Source organism: Stenotrophomonas maltophilia group sp. msm1 (genome assembly GCF_032025805.1).
GTDB lineage: Bacteria > Pseudomonadota > Gammaproteobacteria > Xanthomonadales > Xanthomonadaceae > Stenotrophomonas > Stenotrophomonas hibiscicola.
Window position 1 is genome coordinate 244370 of record NZ_JAVSKH010000002.1, and the last position, 24721, is coordinate 269090.

The window sequence follows — 24721 nt, forward strand, 5'->3', positions numbered from 1 at the left end:
GAAATCGAACATTTCGATATCTGTGAGATTTGAGCCGAGCATGGCTCGGCTCTACACAGGGCGCCGGCAGCTCGCGAGAATCTGTCAAAGGCGGGGTGGGTCCGGTTGCGGGGGCGTGAGCCGCATGGGCCCGAGGCATGCCTCGGGCGGGTTGGGCAGGACGCCCAACCCCGGTCTTGCCGTGTGCGCAGGATTGCGCACACGAGCAAGCGGCGACCGAGCTTACATGGACGTACTTGCAGCGTCCCCCGTAACCGGACCCACCCCGCCATCCCACAGGAAGCCAGCTTTTGCTTCGGCTGTTGCTGTTGCTCCGGCTTGCAGCAGGTGCAGGGCCGCAGGCCCTGTCGCCGCACCCTACCGCCCCATGACCCTGGCGATCGCTTCCAGCAGCAGTTCACCGGTCACCGGCTTGCGCAGGAAACCGCCGATGCCGGCCGCTTCCACCTGCTGCTGCAGGTCCGGATCGGTCCGCGCGGTCACGGCAAGCAGCGGCAGCATGTAGCCCTGGTTGCGCAGGTGCTGGGCCAGTTCGAAACCGCTCAGGCCCGGCAGGTCCAGGTCCAGCAGGCCGACGTCGAAATCGCCGGCACTGATCTCGCGCAGCGCCGCCAGCGCATGGCCTGCATGCACCACCTCATGCCCACGCGCACTCAGCAGCCCGCGTATCACATCGGCCACGGTCGCGTCGTCTTCCACCAGCAGTACCCGCAATGGCGGCATGTTGGCCGCTTCCTGGCGGTGCGTATCACCCTCTGCCTCGGCATGGGCATCGACCACCATCGGCAACGGCAACGTCACGCCGAAGCAGGTGCCACGACCGAGCTGGCTCTCCACCTGGATCCGCCCTTGCATGGCATGCGCCAGTTCGCGGCAGATTGCCAGGCCCAGGCCACTGCCACCGTACTGTGCAGCGGTGCGTGCGCCATCGGCCTGCTCGAAGCGGCGGAAAAGGCGCTGCTGTTGTTCCTGGCTGATGCCCGGGCCGGTGTCGCGCACTTCGAAATGCAGCGATCGCAGTTCGGCGTCGCTGCGGGCGTGCAGGGTGATGGTGCCGCGGCTGGTGAACTTGACCGCATTCGAGAGCAGGTTCAACAGGATCTGCCGTACCCGCATTGCATCGCCGTTGGCCTGCAGGCCGGCGGGCAGCTGGTTGTCGAGCGTGAAACGCAGGCCCTTCTGCGCCGCCAACGGCCCCATCAGCGCGGCCAGGTCCTGCAGCAGGCTGCCCAGTGCGAACGGCTTGTGCTGCAGCTCCAGGCGGCCCGATTCGATCCGCGCCAGGTCCAGCGCATCGTTGACCAGATGCAGCAGGTGCTCGCCGGCATGGCGGATCGATTGTGTATAGCCACGCTGCTGCGGATCCAGCGGCGAGGCCAGCAGCAGCTCGCTCATACCCAGCACACCGGTCATCGGTGTACGTATCTCGTGGCCAAGATTGGCCAGGAAGCGGGTCTTGGCCGCCGACGCCTGTTCGGCCAGTTCCTGCTTGTGCAGCGCAAGCTGGTAGGCGTGGCGACGTTGCAGGCGCCGACGGTAAAGCCAGGCGAACCAGCTGGTCAGCAGCAGCGCGAACGAGGCAAGCATCAACAGGCCGGACAAGCTGCGCCACCACGGTGGCTGCACGCGGAATTCCAGGCTCTGCACACGTGACCAGACATGGTCAGCCGACCGCGCCTGCACTTCCAGCCGATAGCTGCCCGGTGCCAGCCGCGAGAACAAGCGCTCACCGGCCGGCCCCACTTCCACCCAGTCCGGGTCATAGCCGGCCAAGCGGTAACGATAGGTGTTGGACGCCGAATCGGCGAACGACAACAGGCGCGCGACGATGCGCAGATCGCGGTCGCCGTCGGCGATCTGCAACGGCGCGTCGTGGGTGAGGTCCAGCACCTGCTCGTTGCGGCGCACCTCCACCCGCTCGATCACCAGCGGCGCACGCCGCATCGACGGACGTACCTGCTTCGGGTCGAACACCACCACACCGGCCGGTGTACCTGCCACCAGATGACCGTCTGCCGACATCACCAGCGTGTGTTCGCGGAATTCCTGGCTCGGCAGGCCATCGTGCACGCCATACAGGCGCACACTCTGGCCGTCGGCCCCGATGCGCACCAGGCCACGCGCACTGGTTGCCCACGCAACCCCCTGCGCATCGACCACCAGCCCCGAGGCGGAGATCGCCGGGTAGCCCTGCTCTGCACCGATCACGGCCTGCCGCTCCAGCCGGCCCTGGCTCCAGCGATAGCGCGACAGGCGGCCATCTTCGGACAGCCAGACCTGGCCATCGGTGCCCACGTGCAGTGCATGGATCGCGGTCGCCGGCGCACCCGGCACCGGCTGGAAACGCTCGCTTTCCGGCAGCCACTGCAGCAGGCCACGGCTGCTTGCCAGCCAGATATGGTCCTGTGGCCCGCATTCCACGTCCAGATTGAGCTGGCCCTGCTGCAATCCACGCTGGCCATTATCCAGTTGGCGCCGCAGGCGCCCATCCAGATCGCGTTGCTGAAGCCCCGACGGCAGCATCAGCCAGAGACTGTCACCATCACAGGTCATCATGGATTCGATGACTCCTTCCATGGTCGCGTCGGCGCCGGCATCCCGGCCCCAGCGGCGCAGATCACGCCGCTTCGGGTCATAGCGCAGCAGTGCGTCGTTGGAACCGATCCAGACCTGGCCGCGGCGATCCTCGCGCACCGAGGTCAGCCAGTGCATGCCGTTGACCCAGGTACGGTGCTGTTCGATGCTGCCGGTCTTCGGATCGAAGCGGTCCAGCGCGCCGTGGCTGCCGACCGTCCAGATGCCGCCATTGCTGGAGGGGCTGGTGCCCAGCACGAAGGCATTGCGCAGCGAGCGCGGGTCGTCCTCCAGCCGCGACAGCACCGAGAACTGCCACCAGCGCGGCAACAGGTGCCACAGGCCGGCATTCGTGCTGGCCAACCAGATGCCGCCCTCGCGATCCTCGTAGGCACCTGTCCAGTTCGGGCGCACCGGGCCACGTGCCACCGCGCTGTACAGGGGCACGGCCTGGTACTGGCCATCGACCGCCCGGCCGAGGCCGGTGCGGGTGTCCAGCCAGTGCCCGCCCTGCTCGTCGCGCAGCATCATGCCCAGCACCTGCTCGCCTTCGGGCAGCTTCCAGGACGGTGCCTCGAAACGACCATCGGGACGGCGCACCATGGCACCGGCCATCGTGCTGATCCAAAGGCTGCCATCGGATTCGGCCGTCAAGCCATTGATCAGCAGGCTGGGAATGATGCCGGCCCCGACCCGCTCAAAGTCCGTGCCGGTCCAGCGCGCGACGCCATGCTTGGTGCCGATCCACAGGCTGCCGTCAGCCAGGGTGGCCAGGTACGGCACCGATGCCGCCGGCAGGCTGCGCGGGTTGTTCGCTTCAGGCAGGAAGCGCTGCAACCGGTCCTGGTTGTCCAGGCGGTACAGACCACCTTCGTGGGTGCCGAACCAGACCGAACCATCCGGCGTGGTGGCCAGGCTCCAGACCGTGTTGGTGCCCATCAACGGCTGGCTGCTGCGGTCGTAGAAGTGCAGCTGGCGGCGATCGGCCGACATCCGTACAAGGCCGGCGTTCTCGGTGCCGATCCAGAGCTGGTTGCGGGCATCGACCAGCACCGTCCAGATGCGGTTGTCGCGCAGGCCGTCTTCCGAGCGCCAGATCCGGTAGTTGCGCCCGTCGTAGCGGGCCAGGCCGTCATTGGTAGCGATCCAGAGGTAACCGTAACGATCCTCGGCCATGCGGTTCACGGTGTTGGACGGCAAGCCGTCGAACACCGTCACCTGGCGCGGGTTCGGTGGCACCGGCTGCGCCGCAGCGGGTGACAGGCCGCACAGGAGGACCAGCAGCAGCATCGCCGCCCGCAGATACACCACCGATTGCCTCCTCACGCTGCTTCTGATGATTCCCGCACTACGGGCGTCGGCATGGTAAACCGAAAGTCGCGACGTTCACGCCCGGCGCTGGCGCATTCAAAGGGCGGTTTGTCGTTTTGCGCGCGCCTGAGCAATGGCAGTCACCAGCATGTCACCGGTCACCGGCTTGCGCAGGAAGCCATCGAACCCAGCCGCCAGGACCTGGGTCTCGGCGTAGGCGTCGGACCGTGCAGTGACCGCCACCAAGGGAAGTTCATAGCCCATGGTGCGCAGCTGCCGGGCGATGGCGGTGCCGTCCAGCGCCGGCAGATCCAGATCAAGCAGGCCCACGTCAAAGCCATCGGTGGCGATCTCCGATAGCGCGCCCAAACCATGCAGCACGTGCACCACGTCGTGGCCACGGCCACGCAGCAGGCCGGCGATGACCTCGGCCACGGTCGCGTCATCCTCCACCAGCAGGATGCGTAGTGGCGGCAGCATCGGCAGTACCGGCAATTCGCCCGGCGCATTGGCGGCCTGCCGGTTCCAGGGCAGCGGCAGCCATACCCGGAAGCGGGCGCCCTTGCCCGGCTGGCTGTCCACTTCAATCCGCCCGTTCATGGCCACGGCCAGCTCCTGGCAGATCGCCAGGCCCAACCCGCTGCCTCCATAGCGCGACGCGGTGCGCGGGCCATCGGCCTGTTCGAAGCGATGGAACAGGCGGTCCTGCTGCTCGGCGTTGATGCCCGGGCCGGTGTCATGCACTTCGAAGCAGAGTCCACCACCGTTGTCTTCCAGCCGCACAGCCAGGCCGACGTGCCCGCGCTCGGTGAACTTGATTGCATTGCCCAGCAGATTGAGCAGGATCTGCCGCACGCGCATCTCGTCGCCACTGACGCTGATCGGCCCAGGTGGATCGTCCCCACGGCGGAACTCCAGATTGCGCTGCGTTGCCATCGGCTGCATCAACGCCTGCACCTGGTCGAGCAGGATGGCCAGATCGAACGGGCGCAGGTCCAGCTCCAGCCGGCCGGCCTCGATGCGGGCCAGATCCAGCGCGTCATTGACCAGCCGCAGCAGGTGGCTGCCCGCCTGCTGGATCGAGCCTGCATAGCTGCGCTGCACTGGATCCAGCGGGGTGGCCAGCAGCAGTTCGCTCATGCCGAGCACGCCGGTCATCGGCGTGCGCACCTCATGACCCAGCGTGGCCAGGAACCGGCTCTTGGCCTGTGATGCCTGCTCCGCCAGCTGCTGCTTGTGCACGGTCAACTGCCATTGCTGGCGGCGGCGCAGCCGCGCACGGATCGACCACACCACGATGAGCAGCAGCAACGAGCCGATCAGCAGGTAGCCGAAGATCGCCATGCCGCTGCGCCACCAGGGTGGCAAAACCTTTACCTGCAGCCGCTGCGAAGGTGTCCAGGCGCCACTGGCCGTCGCCGCCTGGACTTCAATGACGTAGCTGCCGGTCGGCAGCCGCGACAGCGTGCGTTGGCCGTCACCGCCCTGCTCCACCCAGTTCTGGTCGTAGCCCTGAACCCGGAAGCGGTAGCGGTTGCCCTGCGGGTTGGCATAGGAAAGCAGCCGCGCATCAATCTGCAGGTCACGGTCATCCGGCCCCAGCAATAACGTGCCGCTGGTCGGCAGCGGTTGCCAGCCACGGGCATCATCGCGCCGCACGCGGACCTCGGCGATCACCAGTGACGAAGGCGGCAGCGTGGTATCGGCGGCATTCACATCGAACTCGACCAGGCCGGTCTGGGCCACCGCCAGCACGCGACCGTCGGCATTCACCGCCGGTGGCCGGCTGGTGAACTCGGCGTCGGGCAGGCCATCGCGTTCGTTGAACTGCTGCAGGCGGCGCGCTTTCGGATCCCATCGCAGCAGGCCACGTGGCGTGGTCGCCCACAGGCGGCCGTCTTCGGCCAACGCCAGCCCCCCCATGCTCACCGGCGGCACGCCCGCACTGCCATCAATGCGCTGGATCAGGCGCAGGCTCATGCCATCCCACTGATAGCGCTCGAGCGCACCTTGCCGGGCCAGCCACAGCTGCTGCGGATCGACCCACACCAGGTCATAGATCAGCCCGCGCGAAACGCCCGGCACCGCTTCGAAGCGCCCGGCCTGTTCACGCCAGATCCCCATGTCGCCCATCACCCAGGCCTTGCCCTGGGCATCGAAGCGGATCTGCTCAATCGGTGAATCGGCCGTCTTGCGGAAATCCTCCAGCGGGTAGCTGCGCAGTATGCGGCCGTCGGCACTGCGTTGCTGCAGGCCGAGGTTCATCACCGACAGCCAGACCGTGCCATCGGGGGCCTGCCGCATCAGATCGACGCGCTGGCGCAGGTCCGCGCCCCCGTCGATACGCCAATCGTGCAACGCGCCGGTGGCCGGGTCGTACACGCTGATGCGGCCGGCACGCCCCAGCCACAGGCGCCCGTCCGGCCGCGGCAGCACCGACCACACCGCCCCGCTGCCAATCTCGCGATCGCTGGCCAGCAACCGCAGGGTTCCCTGCGCATCCAGCTGGTACACGCCATGTGCCGAGCCAACATAGTAGTTCTGGCCATCGCTGGCTGCACTCAACAGGTACTGGCTGTCCAGCGGCTTGCCGTCAAGCTGGTTCCAGATCGAAAACCGGCGCCAGTCCGGGGGCAGGTAGGCCAGGCCCTGGGTCAGCAGCGCCACCCACAATCCGCCCTCGTGGTCCTGCAGCAGATCGAGCACACCACTCTGGGCAGTGAGGAAACCACTGCCGCGGTCGCCATCGAGCCGCCACAGCATGCTGGCATCTCCGCGCAACAGGCCATCGGAGGTGCCTGCCCAGTAACCGCCCTGGCGATCAGCCAGCACCAGCGCCGAACGCAGGCGCGCACTGTCGGCCCAGCGTGGACGGCTGACCCGGTCCTGCGGGTCGATACGGTAGAGGCCGTCATTCTGGCTGCCGGCCCAGATCGAGCCGTCGGGGTCGCGGCTCAGGCGCAACACGCTCAGCGCCCCCAGTTCGCGCGGTGCGACAGCCTCGAACCCAGTCCCGTTCCAGCGCGCAATGCCCGCCTCGGTGCCGATCCAAAGGCGTCCCTGCGCATCGACCAGGCTGCTGTAGATGGTATTGCTGGGCAATCCCTCGGGACGGGCCGGATCATGCTCGAAGAAGCGCAGGCTGCCATCTTCACCGAAACGGCAGACGCCATGGCCGCTGGTGCCGATCCACAGTGCATCCTCGGCGTAGGCCAGCGTCCAGAACTGGCTCATGCAGGGGCCGTTGACGGTATCAAAGGTCTTGAAGCGTTCGCGGTCGGCATCCAGCCGGGCCACGCCCTTGCCATTGATGCCGACCCAGACGCGGTCCAGGGGATCGACCAGCAGGGTCTCGATTTCGTTGCCGGGCAGCGAGCCCGGCTGCTCCGGATCATGTTCCCACACCCGCAGGTTGCCACCGTCATAGCGCACCAGGCCACCATCGGTGGCGGCCCAGACATGGCCCTGGCGATCCTCGGCCAGCGCCAGCACCATGCGCGAGGGCATGCCTTCGGCGGCACCGAAACGGCGCAGCCGCGGTGTCTCGGCCATGTCCGGGGCCGCAGCCGCCGTGGCAAATGCCATCAGCAGCAGCCCCATTCCCGCGATGCCCCGGCGCCACAGGCGCCAACCGCTCGTCATCCTGAACCCCCTGTCCTGCCCCGATTGTCACACAGCGCCGGGTTCATGGCTGCAACAGGCTGTTTCCACCGGTGGACCCACCACGAACTGTTGCAGCCATGCACGCAACGTTGGCGGGGGGCTGTGCGTATGATCGCAACGTCCCCTTCCGGAGCCCGCCATCGATGCGTCCCTGCCTGGCCCTGCTGCCGATGCTGCTCGCCACCGCTCCCGCCTTGGCCGATGCGGATACCTATCGCCTCGATCCGGTGCATACCCGTGTGCTGTTCACCATCGACCACGCCGGTTACTCGCAGGCGATGGGCACGGTCTCCGGCAGTGAAGGACGCCTGCAGTTCGATCCCGACAACTGGCGCGAAGCCACACTGGACGTCGAGGTTCCCGTGTCGCGATTGGACCTTGGTGATGCCAAATGGAACCAGGCCACGCTGGCGCGCAGCCTGCTGGATGGTGAGCGCTTCCCGAAGGCACACTTTGTCTCCAGTCGGGTCGAACCGATCGATGCAAGGCGCGCCCACGTGATCGGCACCCTGACCCTGCGCGGGGTCAGCCAGGAAATCACGCTGGACGTGACCCTCAACGCCATCAAGCGCTACCCCCTGCCCCCATTCCGACGCACCGCCGGTTTCTCGGCCAGCACCACGCTGAGCCGGCGCGCGTTCGGCATCACCGCCTGGCCGGGCGTCATCGGTGATGCAGTGCAGTTGAGGATCGAGGCTGAAGCCACCCTCGACCGCAGCGACGCCCCGGGAACTCCCGCTCCCGTTCCGCACTCCGACCCCAAGATGGCCCGCTAGAGGACCTTTCATGACCGCCAAGAACACCCCCGCCGCCTGGGGGAGTGTCAGCCAGATCCTGCATTGGTTGATCGCACTGCTGATCCTCGCCCTGGGCGTGGTCGGCCTGACCATGGGCGAGCTGCCCAAGACCCCCAAGTATTTCTGGGTCTATACCGCGCACAAGTCGATCGGCATCACGGTGCTGGCGCTGGTGCTGTTCCGCCTGGGCTGGCGCCTGTATGCCGGTGCGCCGAAGCCGGTGCCGGGCGTGCCCAGCTGGCAGGAACGCATCGCCAGCGCCACCCACGTGCTGCTGTACGTGCTGATGTTCGCCATCCCCCTGTCGGGCTGGCTGTACGACTCGGCCAGCGGCCTGCGCCCGTTCCGCTGGTTCGGCCTGGTGGATGTGCCCAAGCTGAGCGGACCCGACCCGCAGGTTGTCGCGGTGTCACATGCCATCCACGAATACGGCTTCTGGCTCTTGATCGCGGTGGTACTGGCCCATGCCGGTGCCGCCTTCTACCACCACCTGTTCCAGCGCGATGCGACCCTGTCCCGCATGTTGCCGCGCGGCTGGCTTGCCTCCCCTCAGAAGGACTGACCGATGAACCTGAAACTGACCACTCCGGCCGCCGTGGCCGCCGCCCTGGCCGGCATGCTGGCTACCGCCCCGGCGCTCGCTGCCGACTATGCGCAGGCCCCCGGCGCCGGCTCGATCCTGGTGTTCGCGACCAAGTACGACGGCGAGGTGTTCACCGGCAGCTTCCCGGGCTTCGCCACCAAGCTCAGCTTCGACCCGGCCAATCCGGCCGCCGGCTCGCTGGACGTGGTGATCCCGCTGGCCGGTGCCAAGAGTGGCAACAGCGACCGCGACTCGACCCTGCAGGGTGCCGACTTCTTCAACGTCGGCAAGTTCGCCACTGCGCGCTACACCGCCAAAGGCTTCCGCGCGGTCGGCAACGACCAGTTCGCCGCCGATGGCACCCTCGAGCTGCGTGGCGTCAGCAAGCCGGTCACCCTCACCTTCACCTGGAAGCCGGGCGCCCAGCCGGTGCTGACCGGCAAGGCCACGGTCAAGCGCCTGGACTTCGGCGTCGGCGGTGGTGACTGGGCCGATACCAAGACCATCCCGGATGAGACCGCGATCAGCACGATCGTGAAGTTCGACGCGAAATAACACGCCTCCGGTAGTGGGGGGGGGGGGGGGGGGGGGCCCGGGGCCGGGGGGGGGGGGGGGCGCCGGGGCCGGCCCCCCCCCCCCCCCCGCCCCCCCCGGCGGCCCCCCCCCCCCCCCCCCACCCACCCCCCCCCCCCCCCCCCCCCCCCCCCCCCCCCCCCCCCCCCCCCCCCCCCCCCCCCCCCCCCCCCCCCCCCCCCCCCCCCCCCCCCCCCCCCCCCCCCCCCCCCCGCCCTCCTCCAATGTCCGCGGGCCGCGCCCCCCCCCCCCCCCCCCCCGCCGCGGGGCGCCCCGGCCGCCCCCCCCCCCCCCCCCCCCCCCCCCCCCGGGGGCGCCCCCCCCCCCCCCCCCCCCACTACCGATCGACGGCCAGCCAGGCCTGCACCGTGGCCGCGTCGAACGGCCAGTCCAGCTCGCGGTCATCGCGCTCGTCGCGGAGCACCGGCACGCGCGCGCCGTAGCGCGATTCCAGCGCCGGCTGGTCATCCAGGAACACCGATTCGAACTCCGGCGCCCGCGCCTTGGCCAGTTCGGCCAGGGCCATGTCGCACAGGTGGCAATCGTCACGCTGGAACAGAGTCAACACCGGTTTTGCTCCCTCTGCCGAAATGCTGCGCCGCAGCCATGGAAGTGCGGCGTGAGCCGCTAGAATAGCGGTCTCTTCCGGTACCCGCAGTACGGCATCCATGGCTGTCAGCACGTTCGACGTTTTCAAGATCGGCATTGGCCCGAGTTCCTCGCACACCGTCGGGCCGATGAAGGCCGCCGAGCGATTCATCCATCGCTGGCTGCTCGATCCGGGCCGCCTGCCCGAGGTCGCGCGCATCCGCGCCGATGTCTATGGCTCGCTGGCGCTGACCGGCCGCGGCCACGGCACCGACAAGGCGATCCTGCTCGGCCTGGAAGGCCAGCGCCCGAACCTGATCGACCCGGACATCATTCCGGCTACGCTCGAGCGCATCCGCAGCAGCAAGCGCATCCAGCTGATGGGCCAGCACGAGATCGCTTTCGACGAGAAGCGCGACCTGGGCATGAACAAGCGCCAGAAGCTGCCGTACCACACCAACGGCATGCGCTTCACCGCCTACAACGCCGAGGACGAAGTAATCGCTACCCGCGATTACTACTCCGTCGGCGGCGGCTTCGTGGTCAACCAGGACGACGCGGCCGACGACCGGATCGTGCCCGATGAGACCCCGTTGCCCTACCCGTTCAAGAGCGGCGACGAGCTGCTGGCGCAGACCGCACGCAGCGGCCTGAGCATTGCCCAGCTGATGTTCGAGAACGAGAAGTGCTGGCGCAGCGAAGACGAGATTCGTGCCCAGCTGCGCGAGATCTGGAGCGCAATGCAGTCTTGCGTGGCGCGCGGTATCCGCGAGGAAGGCGTGCTGCCGGGTGGCCTGAAGGTGGGCCGTCGTGCGCCGGCGCTGTACCGCGAGCTGTCGTCGAAGCCGGAAGCGGCAATGCGCGACCCGCTGACCACGCTGGACTGGGTCAATCTGTACGCGCTGGCGGTGAACGAAGAAAATGCCGCCGGTGGCCGTGTGGTAACCGCGCCGACCAACGGTGCCGCCGGCGTGCTGCCGGCGGTGCTGCATTACTTCGACCGTTTCTGCCCCGGCGCCAATGAGCAGCGCGTATTCGACTTCCTGCTGACCTCGGCAGCGATCGGCATCCTGTACAAGGAAAACGCCTCGATCTCGGGCGCCGAAGTGGGTTGCCAGGGCGAAGTAGGCGTGGCCTGCTCGATGGCCGCCGGTGGCCTGGTCGCGGCACTGGGTGGCAATCCCAGCCAGATCGAGAATGCCGCGGAAATAGGCATGGAGCACAACCTCGGCCTGACCTGCGACCCGATTGGCGGCCTGGTGCAGATCCCCTGCATCGAACGCAACGCGATGGGTGCGGTGAAGGCGATCAATGCCTCGCGCATGGCGATGCGCGGCGACGGCAAGCACAAGGTGTCGCTGGACAAGGTGATCAAGACCATGCGCGATACCGGCCGCGACATGCAGGACAAGTACAAGGAAACCAGCCGCGGTGGCCTGGCGGTGAACGTCATCGAGTGTTGAGGTCGACCGGGCCCGGCGCGATGGCGCCGGGCCGCAGGTAGAGCCGACTGTCAGTCGACTATCGCGCGCAGCGCGGGATGTTCGCGGTCTGATCGAAGAGCAGTCGACTGACAGTCGACTCTACCCCGTTGTCCCTGGCCGGTCGGACGACACCATCACTGCGTTGCGGTTAGGCTCGGGGCTCCCTTGCCCAGGACTGCCCCATGCGCGTGATCGCTACCGCCCTGCTTGCCTGCCTTCCGCTGTCCGCCCTCGCCGCGCCCAGCTATGGGCCGCGCCTGGAGGGCTTCGACTACGGCTATCCAGTGAAGACCTTCGCGCTGGAATCGCAGCGACAGCCGCTGGAGATGGCCTACCTGGACATCGCGCCGAAGAAGGCGCCCATCGGCGTGGTGGTGCTGCTGCATGGCAAGAATTTCTGCGCGGCCACCTGGAAGGAATCGATCAAGCCCCTGGTTGCCGCCGGCTACCGGGTGATCGCCCCGGACCAGGTGGGTTTCTGCAAATCCAGCAAGCCCGAGCGCTACCAGTACAGCTTCGCGCAGCTGGCCGCCAACACCCATGCGTTGCTGCAGCAACTGCAGCTGGGTGATGTGCCGGTGCACCTGGTCGGTCATTCGATGGGTGGCATGCTGGCAGTGCGCTACGCGCTGATGTTCCCACAGGACCTGCGCAGCCTGGCACTGGTCAACCCGATCGGGCTGGAGGACTGGAAGGCGCTGGGCGTGCCGTGGCGCAGCGTGGACGCGTGGTACGCCGGCGAAATGAACATCAGCTATGACAGCATCCGCCGCTACCAGCTGGACGTGTACTATGACGGCAAATGGAAGCCGGCCTACGAGCCGTGGGCGCGGATGCAGTCAGGCATGTATGAAGGGCCGGGCAAGCAGGCCGTTGCATGGAGCCAGGCCCTGGCCTCGGACATGGTGTTCAACCAGCCGGTGGTGTACGAGCTGAAGAACCTGCAGGTACCCACCACGTTGTTCATCGGCCAGAAGGACCGTACCGCGATCGGCCGTGACCTGGCGCCGCCGACGGTGAAGGCGACGCTGGGCAACTATCCGGCACTCGGCAGAGCGGCAGCCGCGGCGATTCCGGGCGCGACGCTGATCGAGTTCGCCGAACTGGGCCATTCGCCACAGGTGCAGGACCCGAAGCAGTTCAACAGCGCGCTGTTGAAGGCGTTGAAGTCGCGCTGACCGGCAAGCGTGCCCCTGTAGAGCCGAGCCCACGCTCGGCTCATGCGGCAAGATGGGGATTCTGCCAGGAGCAGTGGGGCGTGGGCTCGGCTACAGGAGCGGTGCGATCAGCCGACGATCCGCAACACATCATCCAGCAGCGCGGCCGCAGTCACTTCCGCACCCGCGCCCGGCCCCTGGATCAACAGCGGCTGCAGGCGATAGCGATCACTATGGATGGCGACGCGGTTGTCGGTGCCCGCGCCCTGCGCCAAGGGATGGTCGGCCGGAAGCTCACGCAGGCCCACCTGTGCACCCTCGGCATCAACACGGCCAACGAAACGCAGCACACGACCATTGTCGCGCGCCTGCTGCCAGCGTGCCCGCAAAGGCGCATCCAGCTGCTCCAATGCCGCCACTGCATCCTCCAGCGGCAACGCCGCCAGCGCTTCAGGCACCAGTGAATCCACCTGCACCTGCGAGGCGTCCAGCGCCAGCCCGCCGCTGCGGGCAAGGATCAGCAGCTTGCGCCGCACGTCCTCGCCGGACAGGTCAAGTCGCGGATCCGGCTCGGTGTAGCCGGCCGCCAGCGCCTCGCGCACCGCCGCCGAGAACGGCGACTTGCCGTCATAGCGATGGAACAGCCACGCCAGCGAACCGGACAGCACGCCCTCGATGGCATGGATGTGATCACCACCGGCCAGCAGCGCACGCAGGCTGCTCAACAGCGGCAGGCCGGCGCCGACGGTAGCGCTGTCGCCGTAGCGCGCACCCGTGTCTGCGCAACGCTCGGCAATGGCCTGCGCGCGTGCCAGCTGCGCACCACGCCCCAGCTTGTTGGCGGTGACCACGTGCACGCCGCGCGCCAGCCACTGTACGTGGCGCGCGGCTACGTCTTCGCTGGCGGTGGCGTCGACCACCACGTCGCCACGCTCCAGTCCTTCGGCACTCGCCCACGGTGGCGAACTCTGGCCATCGCGCGGTGCACGCCGTGCCAGTTCCAGCGGCACCGCCAGGTCACGATCGATCTCCAACGCAGTGCGCGAATTGGCCAGCCACTGCACGCTGGGCAGTTCCAGCCCACGTGCCTGCAACGCCTGGTAGCGCTGTACGAAGGCCGAGCCGACCGTGCCGGTGCCAAGCAGCGCCAGTCGTCCCAAGCCCAGAGCAGGAATCTCTGCGGCGAGCGCGCTCATGCATCCACCGCCTGTTTGCGGCGCGCAGCCGCATCAATCACCGCTTCGGCGCGTTGCAGAGCGGCGCCGAGATCGGCCAACAGGTCACGCTCGGCCTCGATGCCGACCGACAGGCGCAGCAGGCCTTCGCTGATGCCGGCAGCGGCTCGCGCTTCGGCGCTCATCGCGGCGTGGGTCATGGTGGCCGGATGCGCGATCAGGCTTTCGACGCCGCCCAGTGATTCGGCCAGCGTGAAACAGCGCAGGCCATCGACGAATGCACGCACTGCGGCATGCGGATCGTCGCCTTCGCAGTCGGCCAGTTCGAACGAGAGCATCGCACCGAAACCACTCTGCTGGCGCGTGGCGATGCTGTGGCCTGGGTGATCGGCCAGCCCCGGGTAATAGACGCGGCCGACCGCCGGATGCTGGTCCAGCAGGGCAACGATCGACGCCGTGTTTTCCTGGTGCACGCGCAGGCGCGCATCCAGCGTGCGCAGGCCGCGCAGGGTCAGGAAGGCATCGAACGGTGAACCCGTCAGGCCGAGCGCGTTGCCCCACCACACCAGCTGCTCGTGCAGTGCCGGATCACGCGCGACCACTGCCCCGCCCACCACATCGCTGTGGCCGTTGATGTACTTGGTGGTGGAATGCAGCACCAGGTCTGCACCAAACGACAGCGGCTGCTGCAGCGCCGGCGACAGGAAGGTATTGTCGACCACCACGAGTGCGCCGGCCTTGTGCGCGGCATCGATGACGAAGCGCAGGTCGGTGATGCGCAGCAGCGGGTTGGACGGCGTTTCCACCAGCACCAGCTTCGGCTGGGTGGCCAACGCCTGCGCCAGTGCACGCGGATCGGTCAGGTCGGCGGTGACCAGTTCGAAGTGGCCCTTCCTGGCCAGCGCATTGAACAGGCGCCAGCTGCCGCCGTACGCATCGTGCGGCACGACCAGGGTATCGCCCGGCTGCAGCAGCGCATTCAGCACCAGGTTGATCGCCCCCATTCCGGTCGCCGTGATGACGCCACCGGCGCCGCCCTCCAGTTCGGCCAGCGCCTCGCCCAACAGGTCGCGGGTCGGGTTGCCACTGCGCGTGTAGTCGTACTGGCGCTTGTTGCCGAAACCTTCAAAGCTGAAGTTCGACGACAGCACGATCGGCGGCGTGACCGCGCCATGCGCAGTGTCCCGATCGATGCCGGCACGGACAGCGGCAGTGGTGCGGCTACAGGACGGCTCGTTGGCGTGCAGGGTCATGCGGACTCTCCAGAAGTACGGAAGGCGGTGACGAGGATCGCGTCAATGCGATCGGTTTCTTTGAGGAAGGCGTCGTGGCCATAGGGCGAGCGCAGAACGCGCAGGCTGCCGCGCGGACCCAGCCCTTCGACCAGGCCGACCAGGTCGGCCAGCGGCACCAGGCGGTCGCCCTCCACGGCCACCACCACCGTCGGCGGCAGGATCGCGGCCGGGTCGACGCGGTGCAGATCGATCGATTCGGACAGGCGCAGGTAAGCGGTCACCGGCGTGCGCGCGACGTACTGCGCGCCGGCCGCGTCGAGATAGTCTTCGGCAGCCACGCGCACGCGGCCATTGATCACTTCCGGTGCGGCATCGAAGCGCTCGCCGAATTCTTCCGGGGTACGGTAGCTGAGCATGGCAAACTGCCGCGCCAGGGCCAGGCCGTGGTCTTCGCCGCACTGCAGCTGGCCCAGCGCGACCGCGCGACGCTGCAATGCGCGCCAGGCGGCGGCATAAGGGTGCGGACGATGCGCACCGCTGGCCAGCACCAACTGGCGCACGCGGGCACGATGCCGGATCGCGAACTGCTGGCCGACCAGCGCGCCATACGAATAGCCGACGAAGGCTTTCAGCGCGCGAATGCCGAGATGATCCAGCACCAGCGCCAATGCGTCGGCCTGATCGGCGGTATCGATCGGCACGTCCAGCGCACCGTCGGCACCGACGAAATCGACGGCCAGCACGCGCAGCAGCTGCGGATCCAGCGCGCGCCCGCTGCCGACCAGGCCTTCGGCCCAGCCCTTCTCGCTGAACTGTGCATTGGACGCCACGTGGCGATGGGCGGAAATGCCACCGGCCAGTACCACCACCGGCGCATTGGCCGGGCCGACCCATTCATAGCGCAGGCGCACCGGACTGGGACCTGCGTGACGCATCGACAACACTGCGGCGAACTCGCCGCGCTCGGCATGCACGCGGTCTGCGACCGGCACGCTGACGGGGACAAAGGGTTCGGGGCGAATGGCGGTGCTGGCGGCGAAGCTCATGGCGGGATCCGGTTGGGGAATCGGCCATCGAGCCTTCGCGGGGCCCGCGTTCGAGATGCACGTGCGGTGCATGGTTCGAACCATCTTTCGGTGGACGCCACGGTCCCCGCAGGATTTGGCACCTACGCAGACGCTTGCGCGCCTGCGGGCTGCCCCGGCTTCAAAGGGCCTGTCCCTCTGCCGGTCTCGATGGTGGAGTCACGATGCCAGCCCTTTCCGGCACTGTCAATCCCTTCATGCGGATAAAGCGATAGATATTTTCAGGGTCACTCTGCGAGGGCCGTCCCGGTCGCCCCGTTCAGGATCGGGTACAGTCCCGGCGGTCCTCTCGCTGGAAACCCCGATGCCGCGCCTGCCCCTGTCCTGCCTGCTGTTGCCTCTGCTGGCGAGCGCGACCGTACACGCCGGCGACTGGCGCCAGGGCTGGGGACTGGCTCCCCCTTCCGCCCGTGCCACCCGCGCAGGCAGTGCCGAGGGCGCCGCCCCCATGGCCCAGTTGCGCCTGCAGCCGGTCGGTACGCAATGGCAGGCGCGGATCGACAACGGGCTGGCAGGGCCGCTGCAGATCCAGCTGCGCGCCGCCCCCGGACACCCGGTCGAAGGCCTCCCGGTCGAGTCGCTGATCCAGGGCGACAGCAGCTTGGTGGTCGGCCACCTGCCCGCCCCGATCGATGGCCGCATGCTGGATCTGCGACTGCAGTCGGTGCCGGGCAACCCGGCCGCGCAGGCCGAAGATGTCGCCTATCGCCTGCCGTTCGATGCGGCCCGCCTGCGTGTGGACCAGGCTCCGCAGGGGCGATTCAGCCATGACGACGAGGAGAACCGCGACGCGGTCGACTTCGCACTGCCGGAGGGCACCCTGGTACTGGCCGCGCGCGAGGGCACGGTGATGCAGATCCAGGATGGCTTCCGTGGCAACGGCCAGGACCGCGAGCGCGATGGTGCCCGTGCCAATTTCATCCGCGTGCTGCACAGCGACGGCAGCATGGCCCTGTACGGCCACCTCCAGGACGGCGGCATGCGCGTGCGCCGCGGCCAGGCGGTGGGAGCCGGGCAACCGATCGGCCTGTCCGGCAACAGCGGCTACAGCACTGCGCCGCACCTGCACTTCGTGGTGCAGGTCAACCGCGGCATGGGCCTGCGCTCGGTGCCGGTGCGCATCTTCGCCGAGCAGGGGCAGCTGCAGTTCGCCCGCCAGGGCGAAGCAGACGGCGGTACCGGGCGCTGACCGGCGCCGGCCGGTATAATCGGGCGCTTATCTCTTTGAATAGCGCCCCGGGCGGGCGCCACTGCCATGTCCGAAGTCGCCAACGAAGCGTCGCGTCGCCGCACCTTCGCCATCATTTCCCACCCTGACGCCGGCAAGACCACGCTGACCGAAAAGCTGCTGCTGTTCGGAGGCGCGATCCAGATGGCCGGTTCGGTCAAGGGCCGCAAGGCCGCCCGCCACGCCACCTCCGACTGGATGGCACTGGAAAAGGAGCGCGGCATCTCGGTCACCTCCTCGGTGATGCAGTTCCCGTACGAAGGCAAGATCGTCAACCTGCTCGACACCCCCGGCCACGCCGACTTCGGCGAGGACACCTACCGCGTGCTGACTGCGGTGGACTCGGCGCTGATGGTGATCGACGTGGCCAAGGGCGTGGAAGAGCGCACCATCAAGCTGATGGAAGTCTGCCGACTGCGCGACACCCCGATCATGACCTTCATCAACAAGCTCGACCGCGAGGGCAAGGACCCGATCGAGCTGCTGGATGAAGTGGAAACCGTGCTGGGCATCCAGTGCGCCCCGGTCACCTGGCCCATCGGCATGGGCCAGCGCCTGAAGGGCGTGGTGCACCTGCTGACCGGCGAAGTGCACCTGTATGAGCCGGGCCGCAACTTCACCCGCCAGGATTCCACCATCTTCCCGTCCATCGACGCCCCCGGCCTGGCCGAGAAGATCGGTGCACAGATGCTGGCCGACCTGCGCGACGAGCTGGAACTGGTGCAGGGCGCCAGCCACCCGTTCGACCTGGACGCCTACCGCGCCGGCAAGCAGACCCCGGTGTTCTTCGGCTCGGGCGTGAACAACTTCGGCGTGCAGCCACTGCTGGACTTCTTCGTCGAGCACGCGCCATCGCCGCAGGCGCGCTCCACCACCGGCCGCCAGATCGCACCGGAAGAGAACAAGCTGACCGGCTTTGTGTTCAAGATCCAGGCCAACATGGACCCGCAGCACCGTGACCGCGTGGCCTTCATGCGGGTCTGCTCGGGCCGTTTCAGCGCCGGCATGAAGACCTTCCACGTGCGCACCGGCAAGGAAATGAAGCTGGCCAACGCGTTGACCTTCATGGCCAGCGATCGCGAGATCGCGGCCGAGGCGTGGCCGGGCGATGTGATCGGCATCCACAACCACGGCACCATCTCCATCGGCGATACCTTCACCGAAGGCGAAGCGGTCACCTTCACCGGCATTCCCAACTTCGCCCCGGAACTGTTCCGTCGCGCACGCCTGCGCGATCCGCTCAAGCTCAAGCAGCTGCAGAAGGGCCTGGCCCAGCTGTCCGAGGAAGGCGCAACCCAGTTCTTCCGCCCCCTCACCAGCAACGACCTGATCCTGGGTGCGGTGGGTGTGCTGCAGTTCGACGTGGCGGCCTACCGCCTGAAGGACGAGTACGGCGTGGAAGCCACCTTCGAGCCGGTCAGTGTGACCACCGCGCGCTGGGTCCACTGCAGCAACGAGAAGAAGCTGGAAGAATTCCGCGAGAAGAACGCGCTGAACCTGGCCCTGGATGCGGCCGGGCACCTGGTCTACCTGGCGCCGACCCGGGTCAACCTGCAGCTGGCGCAGGAACGCTCGCCGGACGTGCGCTTCTCGGCCACCCGCGAAGCGGCGCATACGGTTTCGGTGGGCTGATGCCACGGAGGCGGATCCGCGCCTGGTAGATCCACGCCATGCGTGGATAGGCGCGGATTCATCCCCCATACGGTGACGGGCGTGCACATGGCGGCCATCGCGGCGATGATAGGGGGACGCGGGTCCCCCTCCCCGCGAACAACGCCCATGCCCATGTCCACGACGTCCATTGCTTCGATCCGTGAAGAAATCGCCAGCGCCCTGACCCATGGCCTGGGCGCGGTGTTCGCCCTGGCCGCCAGTGCGGTGTTGATCACCCTGGCTGCGATCTACGGCGACGGCTGGCAGCTGGCCAGCGCGATCGTATTCGGTATCGCGCTGCTGCTTCTGTACACCGCCTCCACCCTGTATCACGCCATCCAGCATCCGGTCGCCAAGGGCCGGCTGAAGGTGTTCGACCACTGCGCGATCTACGTGCTGATCGCGGGCACCTATACCCCGTTCACCCTGATCGGCCTGCGCGGTCCGTGGGGCTGGGGCCTGTTCACTGCGATCTGGGCGCTGGCGCTGGGCGGCGTGGTGTTCAAGCTGTTCTACACCGGCCGTTTCAAAGTGCTCTCAACGGTGATCTACATCGCCATGGGCTGGCTGGTGGTCGTGGCGATCAAGCCGATGTGGGCCTCGATCGATGGCGGCACCCTCACCTGGCTGTTCGCCGGCGGCCTGTCGTACACGCTGGGCACCTACTTCTACCACCGTGAATCGATCCCGTACTCGCATGCCATCTGGCACCTGTTCGTGATCGGCGGCAGCGTCTGCCACTTTGTCGCGGTCACCATGCAGGTGTTGTAAACGACCGCTCGAACGCAGCGCGTGCACGCCATGCACATGGACGCTTCGCGCCCTGTCCACGAAGAGGGGGCAACCATGGCAGCGTGAATGCTGCCGCCTCCCCTGCTGCAAAGCGCACGCACCGCTGGCGCCTCCGCCGTCCCGGCCCACGTGGCCGGCGCTGGCTGACGATCCTGGTCTTCCTGCTGGCGGCAATACTTGTGCTGTTCGCGTTGTGGGACTGGAACTGGTTCAAGGGGCCCGTGGAGCGTGCGGTGCAGGCACGCACCGGCCGCGCACTGCACATCGGGAACCTGGATGTCGACCTCGGCCGCACCAGCACGATCCGCGCCGATGCGATCACCTTCGCCAATGCCAGCTGGGCAAAACAGCCCGCCATGGCCACGGCGGACCGCGTCGAGATCGATGTGCGGGTGTGGCCCCTGCTGCGCGGCAGCGTGCAGCTGCCCGAAGTACGCCTGACCCGGCCGGATGTGCTGCTGGAAACCGCACCGCGCAAGGGAGACCCGGGCAACTGGGATTTCCTCGGCGGCAGCACCGGCGGGGCAAGCCCCCAACTCAAGCGGCTGCGCATCGACGACGGTCGCCTGCAGTTCCTCGACACGCTGGGCCGCACCGACATCCTCGTGGACGTGCGCAGCGGCCAACCGAAGCAGGCCGACACTGCGCCACCGCTGCTGGTGCAGGGTAAAGGCCGCTGGCAGGGCAATCCGTTCACGCTGCGCGGCGGCACTGAATCCCCCCTGGAACTGACCGACAGCGAGCACCCGTTCCGCATCCATCTCGATGGCCGGGCCGGCGCCACTCACGCAGTCGCCAGTGGCACGCTGACCAACCCCTTCCAGCTGCGCGTGTTCGACCTGCAGTTCGCGCTCAGCGGCCAGGACCTGGCCGATCTCTATCCTCTGCTCGGCATCGCCATCCCGCCCTCACCGCCCTATGCGTTGAACGGACGCCTCAAACGCGACCACGACGTCTGGCGTTACGACAGCTTCACTGGCAAGGTCGGCGACAGCGACCTGGGGGGGCAACCTGCAGTTCGAGGTGGGACGCGATCGTCCACGGCTGACCGCCACGCTGCAATCCAGGCGCCTGGACTTTGATGACCTTGCCGGCTTCGTCGGCGCCCCGCCAAAAACCGGCGGCGGCGAAACGGCCAACGCAGAGCAGAAGGCCGAGGCCGCACGGATTGCCGCCCGTGCACGGGTGCTGCCCGACACGCCCTACAACCTGGGCAAGCTGCGCGCCATGGATGCCGACGTGCGCTGGAAGGCCCACCGCATCAACGCCCCTTCGTTGCCGCTGGACGACATGGATGCGCACCTGTTGCTGGATGACGGCGTGCTGCGGTTGGACCCGCTGAACTTCGGCGTCGCCGGCGGCGACATCCGCAGCACGATCCGCATGGACGCGCGCCGTCCGCAGATCAGCACCGCGCTGAAGGCCAGCGTGCGCGGCGTGCAGCTGGGCCAGTTGTTCCCTGACGCCAAGCTGGCTGAACAGGCCAAGGGTGGCATCGGCGGCGAGGTGGACCTGAGCGGCCACGGCAACTCGGTCGCCGCAATGCTCGGCAGCAGCAGTGGCAAGGTCGGCCTGGCGATGGGCCGCGGCCATGTCGGCAACCTGGTAATGGAACTGGCGGGGCTGGACATCACCGAATCGCTGAAATTCCTGGTGACCGGCGACAAGCAGATCCCCCTGCGCTGCGCCTTCGCCGACTTCGGCGTGCGCGACGGCCTGATGACCAGCCAGGCGATGGCGGTGGACACCACCGACACGATCCTCATCGGCGAAGGCACGGTGAGCCTGCGCGACGAGACTCTGGACCTGCTGCTGAAGCCACGCCCCAAGGACAGGAGCATTCTGGTACTGCGTTCTCCGCTGCACATCAGTGGCACCTTCAAGGACCCGTCATTCCGGCCCGACTTCAAGGCGTTGGGTATTCGTGGCGCCGTGGCCCTGGCGCTGGGCAGCATCGCGCCGCCGGCGGCGTTGCTGGCGACGATCGAACTGGGGCCGGGGAAGGATGCCGACTGCGGCGGGCAGTATGCGAAGTAGGTTTACAGCGTTGTTCGCGGCGCCTCTTTTTCCCGCGCGTAGAGCCAGAGCAAGGCGACAGGCAGGACACGCCGTAAATACGTCCCTGTAGGCTCGGTCGGCGCATCCATGCGCCTCACTGTCCTGCCTGCCGCCTTGCTCCGGCTCCCGACAGTTTCCTGCGCGCGCGGAACGAGAGCGGAAATTCAAAGTCAATGAAAAAGCAAAGTCAAAAGCTGCTGCCAACCAAGGTTGGCAGCTACCAAAGGCGAGGCACCGCGCATGCAAACACCGCGCTCGCAGAAATGTATCCAGAGGCGAAGGGTGCGGCTGGGCAGGACCGTTGGCGCCATGGATGGCGCCACCGAGCCCCCATGGATGGGTTTACGGCGTGTCCTGCCCAGCCGCACCCTCCGCCTCCCAACGTATCAGGAAGGCGCTGCTTTGGCTTTGGCTTTGGCTTTGGCTTTGGCTTTGGCTTTGGCTTTGGCTTTGGCTTTGGCTTTGGCTGTGGCTTCAAAAAGCGGGCCGGCGGGCCGCAGGCCCGCCAGCGACACCCTCACCCGGCGACGATGTACTGCTGCAGCTGGTCCAGCTCGCGCCGCTGCGCATCGATCACCGACTTTACCAGGTCGCCGATCGAGATCACCCCCAGCACCTGCGCGCCTTCCACCACCGGCAGGTGGCGGATGCGGTAGTCGGTCACCAGCTGCAGGCAATGCTCCACCTGCTCGCCCGGCGAGACCGTCACTACCTGTGCGGTCATGATCTCGGCCACCGCCGTATCTCGTGAGGAACGATCACGCAGCACGATCTTGCGCGCGTAATCGCGCTCCGAAAGAATGCCGACCAGCCGCGGCCCCTCCATCACCAGCACCGCACCAATACCCTTTTCCGCCATCAGCCGGATCGCATCGATCACCGCCGCCTCCGGCGCGACCGCATGCACTTCAGGAGACTTGCCGTCCAACAGTTGCCGTACCATGGTCATCTGCCTGCCCTCCAAAGGTGGGTTGCAGGGCAGAGTCTGCCACGGCGGATGCTAGCCACGTGTCAACCAGGTACAACGGCCGCTGCTTGGACTCTTCGTACAGCCGCCCCAGGTACTCACCGATCAGGCCCAGCGCGATCAGCTGCACCCCGCCCAGGAAAAGGATCACCGCCATCATCGTCGGCCAGCCCGCCACCCGGTCGCCATACAGCGCCGCCTTGATGATCACCCACACACCGAATACGAAGGCCACCGCCGCCGTTACCAGCCCCAGGTAGGTCGCCGCCCGCAACGGCACGGTGGAGAAGCCGGTAATGCCCTCCAGCGCGAAGTTCCACAGCCGCCACAGGCTGAACTTGCTGGTGCCGGCCACGCGCGCATGGCGGTGATAGGGGACCGCGATCCGCTTGAAACCCACCCAACTGAAGAGCCCCTTCATGAAGCGGTGGCGCTCACGCATCTCGCGCAGCGCGCTCAGCGCACGCGGCGACAGCAGGCGGAAATCACCGGTATCGGCCGGGATCGGCGTGCGTGACAGACGACCGATCACCCGGTAGAACATCGCCGCCGTGGCGCGCTTGATCCAGGCCTCGCCGTCGCGGGCCATGCGCGTGCCATACACGTTGTCATGGCCCTCACGCCAGCGCGCGACGAACTGCGGCACCAGTTCCGGCGGATCCTGGCCGTCGGCGTCGAGGATCATCGCCGCGCCTTCGCGCACCAGGTCCAGCCCGGCGGTCAGCGCCGCTTCCTTGCCGAAATTGCGCGACAGCTTCAGTGCGGAAACCCGCGCATCGGACTGGGCCAGGCGGGCGATCACCTCCCACGTGCCGTCATGGCTGCCGTCGTCCACGTACAGGATGTGGCCGTCGATGTCGGGCAGCGCGTCGAGCACCGCGCACAACCGCGGATGCAGCAACGGCAATGCCAGGGCCTCGTTGTAGGCGGCGATGACGAAAGTAAGCCGTTCGCGGGTCATGCCCGGATTGTACGTTGCCGCCGCCCGCAGATCAGGCAGCGCGCGCTCACTCTTCCGAAAGGTACGCGGCCCCACCCAGCTGCCGTGCCTGGCGCTGGATCCAGGCCGCACGCCGCTGCACGTACGGCCCTGGCTTTGCCGCGTTGTAGCGCCGCGGCGCCGGCAACACCGCCGCCAGCCGCGCGCTCTCGGCCGGGCTCAACCTGGCCGCGTCCTTGCCCCAGAACTTCTGCGCCGCCGCCTGAGCTCCGTACACGCCATCACCGAACTCGGCGATGTTGGCGTACATCTCCAGGATGCGCTCCTTTGGCCACAACGCTTCGATCAGCACCGTGTACCAGACTTCCAGGCCCTTGCGGATCCAGCTGCGGCCCTGCCAGAGGAACAGGTTCTTGGCTACCTGCTGGCTGATCGTGCTGGCCCCCCGCAGGCGCCCGCCCTTGGCGTTGTGGTCGCGGGCCTTCTCGATGGCCTGCAGGTCGAAGCCATTGTGGACGGGGAAGCGCTGGTCTTCGGCCGCCACCAGCGAGATCGGCAGGCTCGGCGCCATCTGGTCCAGGTCGCGCCACTGGTAATGCAGTCGATACGACCAGTCAGCCTCGCCCAGCGCCTCGCCATAGCGCCACAGCATGACCGTGGATACCGGCGGGTCGATGAACCGCAGCACCAGCACCTGCAGGCAGCTGAAGGCCGCCAGCAACACCGGCAGCCACAGCAGCCGTTTCCAGCGCCAGCGCCTGCGGCGCGGGAGGTCCGCGGCCGCCTCCACCTTGTGCTGCTCTCCCCCTGCCCCCATTACTGGTGCATCCTTCTTCTATCTGGTTGTCGGCGCATTAT

At 67.6% G+C, this 24721-nt stretch carries 17 protein-coding genes, 1 pseudogene and 1 riboswitch; of the genes and pseudogenes, 9 read left to right on the forward strand and 9 right to left on the reverse strand.

The window, feature by feature from the left end; all coding sequences use genetic code 11:
- Window positions 1-357 precede the first annotated feature (357 nt).
- Complete coding sequence (locus ROV95_RS08725; protein WP_019660056.1) at window positions 358-3885, reverse strand: hybrid sensor histidine kinase/response regulator; 3528 nt, start codon at window positions 3883-3885, stop codon at window positions 358-360.
- A gap of 96 nt (window positions 3886-3981) precedes the next feature.
- Window positions 3982-7527, reverse strand: coding sequence for an ATP-binding protein (locus ROV95_RS08730; RefSeq protein WP_164145485.1), 3546 nt, complete (start codon window positions 7525-7527; stop codon window positions 3982-3984).
- Window positions 7528-7691: 164 nt separating this feature from the next.
- Here ROV95_RS08730 and ROV95_RS08735 point away from each other — a divergent pair, with 164 nt between their 5' ends.
- Genes ROV95_RS08735 through ROV95_RS08745 form a run of 3 tightly spaced genes read left to right on the forward strand, consistent with a single transcriptional unit; the run spans window position 7692 to window position 9483 of the window.
- Entirely contained in the window at window positions 7692-8324 is a 633-nt protein-coding gene (locus ROV95_RS08735) for a YceI family protein (RefSeq protein WP_312544000.1), read from the forward strand.
- A gap of 10 nt (window positions 8325-8334) precedes the next feature.
- On the forward strand, window positions 8335-8907 hold the full coding sequence (locus ROV95_RS08740) for a cytochrome b (protein ID WP_005410672.1): 573 nt from the start codon (window positions 8335-8337) through the stop codon (window positions 8905-8907).
- 3 nt (window positions 8908-8910) lie between these two features.
- Entirely contained in the window at window positions 8911-9483 is a 573-nt protein-coding gene (locus ROV95_RS08745; protein WP_134734745.1) for a YceI family protein, read from the forward strand.
- Window positions 9484-9838: 355 nt separating this feature from the next.
- Here ROV95_RS08745 and ROV95_RS08750 read toward each other — a convergent pair whose 3' ends face one another.
- On the reverse strand, window positions 9839-10069 hold the full coding sequence (locus tag ROV95_RS08750; RefSeq protein ID WP_058981142.1) for a glutaredoxin family protein: 231 nt from the start codon (window positions 10067-10069) through the stop codon (window positions 9839-9841).
- A 100-nt stretch (window positions 10070-10169) separates the two neighbouring features.
- Here ROV95_RS08750 and ROV95_RS08755 point away from each other — a divergent pair, with 100 nt between their 5' ends.
- Together ROV95_RS08755 and ROV95_RS08760 are read left to right on the forward strand one after the other, a co-directional pair.
- A complete protein-coding gene (locus ROV95_RS08755) occupies window positions 10170-11552 on the forward strand; it encodes an L-serine ammonia-lyase (RefSeq protein ID WP_021202030.1) in 1383 nt (460 codons plus the stop codon).
- A 203-nt stretch (window positions 11553-11755) separates the two neighbouring features.
- Window positions 11756-12751, forward strand: coding sequence for an alpha/beta hydrolase (locus tag ROV95_RS08760; protein WP_019660062.1), 996 nt, complete (start codon window positions 11756-11758; stop codon window positions 12749-12751).
- A 107-nt stretch (window positions 12752-12858) separates the two neighbouring features.
- On the opposite strand, the gene ROV95_RS08765 is transcribed toward ROV95_RS08760, so the two are convergent.
- From ROV95_RS08765 to ROV95_RS08775, 3 genes are read right to left on the reverse strand one after another with little or no spacing between them, the layout of a single operon-like run.
- A complete protein-coding gene (locus ROV95_RS08765; protein ID WP_312544004.1) occupies window positions 12859-13926 on the reverse strand; it encodes a homoserine dehydrogenase in 1068 nt (355 codons plus the stop codon).
- Window positions 13923-15152: an O-succinylhomoserine (thiol)-lyase gene (locus tag ROV95_RS08770; protein ID WP_312545101.1), complete on the reverse strand. Its 1230-nt coding sequence runs from the start codon at window positions 15150-15152 to the stop codon at window positions 13923-13925. Before ROV95_RS08770 ends, ROV95_RS08765 begins: the two co-directional genes overlap by 4 nt.
- A gap of 2 nt (window positions 15153-15154) precedes the next feature.
- The gene (locus tag ROV95_RS08775) at window positions 15155-16186 is read right to left on the reverse strand and encodes a homoserine O-succinyltransferase (protein WP_312544005.1); all 1032 of its coding nucleotides are present in this window, start codon (window positions 16184-16186) and stop codon (window positions 15155-15157) included.
- Between the two features lie 77 nt (window positions 16187-16263).
- Window positions 16264-16382: riboswitch (SAM riboswitch) on the reverse strand.
- Window positions 16383-16529: 147 nt separating this feature from the next.
- Here ROV95_RS08775 and ROV95_RS08780 point away from each other — a divergent pair.
- The 4 genes and pseudogenes from ROV95_RS08780 (at window position 16530) to ROV95_RS08795 (ending at window position 21935) form a co-directional block, all read left to right on the forward strand.
- On the forward strand, window positions 16530-17414 hold the full coding sequence (locus ROV95_RS08780) for a M23 family metallopeptidase (RefSeq protein WP_312544007.1): 885 nt from the start codon (window positions 16530-16532) through the stop codon (window positions 17412-17414).
- 66 nt (window positions 17415-17480) lie between these two features.
- On the forward strand, window positions 17481-19085 hold the full coding sequence (locus ROV95_RS08785) for a peptide chain release factor 3 (protein ID WP_019660067.1): 1605 nt from the start codon (window positions 17481-17483) through the stop codon (window positions 19083-19085).
- A 153-nt stretch (window positions 19086-19238) separates the two neighbouring features.
- Window positions 19239-19877: a hemolysin III family protein gene (locus ROV95_RS08790; protein ID WP_005410682.1), complete on the forward strand. Its 639-nt coding sequence runs from the start codon at window positions 19239-19241 to the stop codon at window positions 19875-19877.
- 83 nt (window positions 19878-19960) lie between these two features.
- Window positions 19961-21935: pseudogene (locus ROV95_RS08795) on the forward strand (AsmA family protein).
- A 538-nt stretch (window positions 21936-22473) separates the two neighbouring features.
- Here ROV95_RS08795 and ROV95_RS08800 read toward each other — a convergent pair.
- Genes ROV95_RS08800 through mtgA form a run of 3 tightly spaced genes read right to left on the reverse strand, consistent with a single transcriptional unit; the run spans window position 22474 to window position 24680 of the window.
- The gene (locus ROV95_RS08800) at window positions 22474-22905 is read right to left on the reverse strand and encodes a CBS domain-containing protein (RefSeq protein ID WP_312544009.1); all 432 of its coding nucleotides are present in this window, start codon (window positions 22903-22905) and stop codon (window positions 22474-22476) included.
- Window positions 22865-23884, reverse strand: coding sequence for a glycosyltransferase family 2 protein (locus ROV95_RS08805; protein ID WP_312544011.1), 1020 nt, complete (start codon window positions 23882-23884; stop codon window positions 22865-22867). Before ROV95_RS08805 ends, ROV95_RS08800 begins: the two co-directional genes overlap by 41 nt.
- 46 nt (window positions 23885-23930) lie before the next feature.
- Window positions 23931-24680, reverse strand: coding sequence for a monofunctional biosynthetic peptidoglycan transglycosylase (mtgA, locus tag ROV95_RS08810; RefSeq protein WP_312544012.1), 750 nt, complete (start codon window positions 24678-24680; stop codon window positions 23931-23933).
- Between the last annotated feature and the right edge of the window lie 41 nt (window positions 24681-24721).

Coding starts and splice junctions, on each gene's coding strand:
- ROV95_RS08730 (WP_164145485.1), bottom strand. CDS start 7,527: ATGACGAGCGGTTGGCGCCTGTGGCGCCGGGGCATCGCGGGAATGGGG.
- ROV95_RS08735 (WP_312544000.1), top strand. CDS start 7,692: ATGCGTCCCTGCCTGGCCCTGCTGCCGATGCTGCTCGCCACCGCTCCC.
- ROV95_RS08740 (WP_005410672.1), top strand. CDS start 8,335: ATGACCGCCAAGAACACCCCCGCCGCCTGGGGGAGTGTCAGCCAGATC.
- ROV95_RS08745 (WP_134734745.1), top strand. CDS start 8,911: ATGAACCTGAAACTGACCACTCCGGCCGCCGTGGCCGCCGCCCTGGCC.
- ROV95_RS08755 (WP_021202030.1), top strand. CDS start 10,170: ATGGCTGTCAGCACGTTCGACGTTTTCAAGATCGGCATTGGCCCGAGT.
- ROV95_RS08760 (WP_019660062.1), top strand. CDS start 11,756: ATGCGCGTGATCGCTACCGCCCTGCTTGCCTGCCTTCCGCTGTCCGCC.
- ROV95_RS08765 (WP_312544004.1), bottom strand. CDS start 13,926: ATGAGCGCGCTCGCCGCAGAGATTCCTGCTCTGGGCTTGGGACGACTG.
- ROV95_RS08775 (WP_312544005.1), bottom strand. CDS start 16,186: ATGAGCTTCGCCGCCAGCACCGCCATTCGCCCCGAACCCTTTGTCCCC.
- ROV95_RS08780 (WP_312544007.1), top strand. CDS start 16,530: ATGCCGCGCCTGCCCCTGTCCTGCCTGCTGTTGCCTCTGCTGGCGAGC.
- ROV95_RS08785 (WP_019660067.1), top strand. CDS start 17,481: ATGTCCGAAGTCGCCAACGAAGCGTCGCGTCGCCGCACCTTCGCCATC.
- ROV95_RS08790 (WP_005410682.1), top strand. CDS start 19,239: ATGTCCACGACGTCCATTGCTTCGATCCGTGAAGAAATCGCCAGCGCC.
- ROV95_RS08800 (WP_312544009.1), bottom strand. CDS start 22,905: ATGACCATGGTACGGCAACTGTTGGACGGCAAGTCTCCTGAAGTGCAT.
- ROV95_RS08805 (WP_312544011.1), bottom strand. CDS start 23,884: ATGACCCGCGAACGGCTTACTTTCGTCATCGCCGCCTACAACGAGGCC.
- mtgA (WP_312544012.1), bottom strand. CDS start 24,680: ATGGGGGCAGGGGGAGAGCAGCACAAGGTGGAGGCGGCCGCGGACCTC.